The sequence below is a fragment of the Psychromonas sp. genome (assembly GCF_983033635.1).
On the sequence record NZ_CEZLMY010000011.1, the window covers coordinates 13078 to 16976 of the forward strand.

The window sequence follows — 3899 nt, forward strand, 5'->3', positions numbered from 1 at the left end:
TCTTCACTGCCACTTTCCAGCCAGGTGATATCTTTCCAGCCGCGTAGCCCAATCTTTTTCATAAAGAGCTTTGTCGTTTGGCAAATGACTGGTTTCGACTTACAGTACCGCTTTAATCAGATCAAAATTATCTTCACTGCCACTTTCCAGCCAGGTAATATCTTTCCAGCCGCGTAACCAGGTCATTTGCCTTTTCGCTAACTGACGAGTAGCAACAATGCCACGAAAAACCATCTCATCATAATCCATTGTACCCTGCAGGTATTCCCACATTTGACGATAACCGACACAGCGCATTGATGGTAAATCCAGATGCAGATCGCCACGGTCATATAAGGCTCGCACTTCCTTCTCAAACCCTGCTTTTAACATCAAATCAAAACGCCGTTCAATACGCTCATGCAATACTGATTTTTCAGTCGGCGCGATCGCAAACTGTTTTATATTATAAGGGATAGGCTCACTTTTGATCTCGGTTAGTTCCGTTAGGCTCTTTCCTGAGATGCGGTAAACCTCAATCGCACGTGACAAGCGTTGCGGATCGTTAACGTGAATACGAGCAGCAGAAACAGGATCAATCTCTTTAAGCAGATCATGCATCGCCTGCCAGCCTTTAACTTCCGCCTCTTTTTCTATTTCAGCACGAATCACAGAATCGGCACTCGGTAACGGTGATAAACCATCCACTAACGCTTTGTAATAAAGCATAGTGCCACCAACTAACAAGGGCGTATTACCACGCACGGTGATCTCTTTCATCAAGCGCAGTGCATCGCAGCGAAAATCACCTGCCGAATAAGATTCAAGCGGATCAATTATATTCACCAAAGCATGTGGCGCTTTTTGTAACTCTTCGGCTGTTGGTTTCGCGGTACCGATATCCATGCCTTTATAGATAAGTGCAGAATCAACACTGATAATTTCACATTTGCATTGCTGTGCTAATTTTATCGCTAAATCAGTTTTCCCTGAAGCAGTAGGCCCCATTAAAAACAACGCGGTAGGATATTTAGTCATCTGAAAAACCTTGCAGTAATAACGATAAATCGGGTTCATTAAAGAGAAATGCTTGCTGATTTTTTAAATCGTCTGAGAATAAATTAACTAATAAATCTAACAATGACGAAGCGCTTTGCTCCGTCCACTGTTTTTTATCAACGACAGCCTGACTTAATGTTTTCACCAAAAATGCGCAAAAATCATTTACTTGAATTTCACTCATGTTTTTATCTAATAGGCAAAGATAATCCAACAGCGCAGGTAAAATTTTAGCAACCGGTGCCTGACGAAGTAATGCCGGTACTTTACTGATAATCAATTTATTGGATTGTATTTTAAAAGCAAAACCCAACCGCTCAAAAAGTTGCTGAAAATCAGCTGTGATTTGCAGTAAATCTGCTGCAAGTTGGATACGCACTGGCAATAATAGCGGCTGTGCGATCACCTCCCCATTTGACCACGCATCATACAGCTGCATCTGTTTAACCAGCAAATCGGCTCTGCTTAATGACAACACTAACAGCGGTGAGCTTGAGCTTAACAGTTGTTGGGTGCTTTTAAGCTTAAGCAGTAGATAGTCGTCTGCAATTAAGCAGACTATTTGCCCTAAAACAGAGTGAGCTTGTTGTGCCTTTTCAACTTGCGCGAGCGGTAAATGGGTTTCACTTACAAAATCACAATAAGCATCAACTTGGGCACTATCAAGAGTTGGTTTTGTATAATTACCTCGATAACTCGCAGCACCGCTAAAAGATGACTGATGGCCAGGCGCTGTTGCCGCTTGACCTTGCGGTATAGCTGGCTGTTGTGGCGGTAAATAAGCGTGCTCGCTCATTTTAACAGAGGCGCTTGTAAATTCAGCATCATCACTCGCAGAGGCTTGGTTTAATGTCTCACTTAAGGTGCTGACAATAAAGTCATGTACCCAACGCGCTTGGTGAAAACGCACTTCATGTTTAGAGGGGTGCACATTAACATCCACTTGCTCAGGGTTACATTCTATATAGATAACGTAACCTGGAAATTTGCCTTCAGGCAGTGAATAAGCATAAACCTGTTTAATCGCATGATTGATTAATTTATCGCGGATCATGCGCCCATTAATATAACAATATTGCACATCCCCTAATGCCCGCGGTGACAAACGATCCGATATCCAGCCCGAGATTTTCAAGTCATTATCACTACTTTGAAAGTGTAATGCGCCTTTTACAAAACTCTCACTGCAGATCGATGCAAGACGTTTCTCTTTCTGGATTTGTGTTTGTGCAGCGCGATATTGGCGAATGATTTTTCCGTTATGCTTTAAAACAAAAGAGATTTCAAAACAACTTAACGCAATACGGCGCACAAGCTCATCGATATGTTGAAACTCTGTTTTTTCTGTTTTTAAAAATCGGCGACGTGCGGGCGTATTAAAAAATAGATCTAACACCTCCACAGTGGTGCCTTGCGGGTGCGCAGTTGGTTGGATACTAACCTGCATATCACGCCCTTCAGCAACCGCTTGCCATGCTTGCTCTTGATCGGCTGGTTTAGAGGTAAAAGTAAGGCGGGAAACAGAGCTCACACTGGCCAGTGCTTCACCACGAAAGCCTAAACTGACAATCGCTTCTAAATCATCTAAATGGCTTATTTTACTGGTTGCATGACGACTTAACGCAAGGGTGAGCTGCTCTTTACAAACCCCTTTGCCGTTATCTTTAATGCGGATACATTTTGCACCGCCCTTTTCGATATCTATTTCGATCCGCGTTGCGCCCGCATCCAGGCTGTTTTCAACCAACTCCTTAACCACAGAAGCTGGACGTTCAACTACTTCTCCAGCCGCTATCTGGTTGGCGAGTCGTGCAGGTAAAATTTGAATAGGCATTAGCAGAGGTTATCCAAAGAAAACATTTAAGTAACAGGAATCGTTAATACTTGCCCAATCGCCAGTGAGCTAGAGCGCAGGTTATTAAAAGATTTTAAAGCATGTGTAGTAGTACCGTAGCGATTAGCGATCACTGAAAGTGATTCGCCACTGAGTACTTTATGTTTTGTTAATTGCGCAACAGAAGTTGGAATTTTAATTTTTTGACCAATCGCCAGGGAGCTAGAGCGCAGTTTATTATGTTTCGTTAAGGCATTTGTTGTTGTGCCGTAGCGGTTTGCAATCACAGAAAGTGACTCACCACTTTTAACTTTGTGTACGGTTGCTTTAGCTACTTTTGTTTGGCTGACATAACCCGCACTCGGGATCTTAATTTTCTGACCGATAGCAAGCGAGGTTGAGCGTAACTTATTATAGCTTTTCAGTTCACTGGTTGTTTTACCGTAACGTTTAGCAATTACAGAAAGTGACTCACCACTTTTAACTTTGTGTACGGTTGGTTTAACCTCTACAACTTGCAGGAAGGAGAGTGAAGAAGATCCCTGAATCTTAATCTTCTGACCAACGGCCAATGACGTTGAGCGTAAATTGTTATGTTTTTTCAATGCAGTTGCAGTTGTACCGTATTTCGCGGCAATTACAGATAATGATTCACCGCTTTTGACTTTGTGAATAGAAGCGGGCTTGCGACTTGCTGCTTGCGTTTTAGAGACAACAGCTATTTCTACACTATCACCCGGAATCTTAATCTTCTGACCAACGGCCAATGACGTTGAACGTAAATTGTTATGTTTTTTCAATGCAGTTGTGCTTGTACCGTATTTCGCGGCAATTACAGATAAGGATTCACCGCTTTTCACTTTGTGAATAGAAGCGGGTTTGCGACTTGCTGTTTGAGTTTTAGAGACCGCAGCTATTTCTACACTATCACCCGGAATCTTGATTTTCTGACCAACGGCCAATGAGGTTGAGCGTAAATTGTTATGTTTTTTCAATGCAGTTGTGCTTGTACCGTATTTCGCGGCAA

Annotated in this window: 3 protein-coding genes; all 3 read right to left on the reverse strand. The window is 42.6% G+C overall.

The annotated features are described in order from the left end of the window. Positions 1–99 precede the first annotated feature (99 nt). The gene (miaA, locus tag AC4GME_RS02710) at positions 100–1017 is read right to left on the reverse strand and encodes a tRNA (adenosine(37)-N6)-dimethylallyltransferase MiaA (RefSeq protein WP_490376080.1); all 918 of its coding nucleotides are present in this window, start codon (positions 1015–1017) and stop codon (positions 100–102) included. After that, the gene (mutL, locus tag AC4GME_RS02715) at positions 1010–2872 is read right to left on the reverse strand and encodes a DNA mismatch repair endonuclease MutL (RefSeq protein WP_490376081.1); all 1863 of its coding nucleotides are present in this window, start codon (positions 2870–2872) and stop codon (positions 1010–1012) included. Before mutL ends, miaA begins: the two co-directional genes overlap by 8 nt. 26 nt (positions 2873–2898) lie before the next feature. Continuing rightward, a partial coding sequence (locus tag AC4GME_RS02720; RefSeq protein WP_490378990.1) for a muramidase family protein occupies positions 2899–3899 on the reverse strand: 1001 nt, incomplete at its 5' end.

Excerpts from the sequence above, each read along its gene's own strand:
- miaA (WP_490376080.1), bottom strand. The coding sequence starts at position 1,017 with ATGACTAAATATCCTACCGCGTTGTTTTTAATGGGGCCTACTGCTTCA.
- mutL (WP_490376081.1), bottom strand. The coding sequence starts at position 2,872 with ATGCCTATTCAAATTTTACCTGCACGACTCGCCAACCAGATAGCGGCT.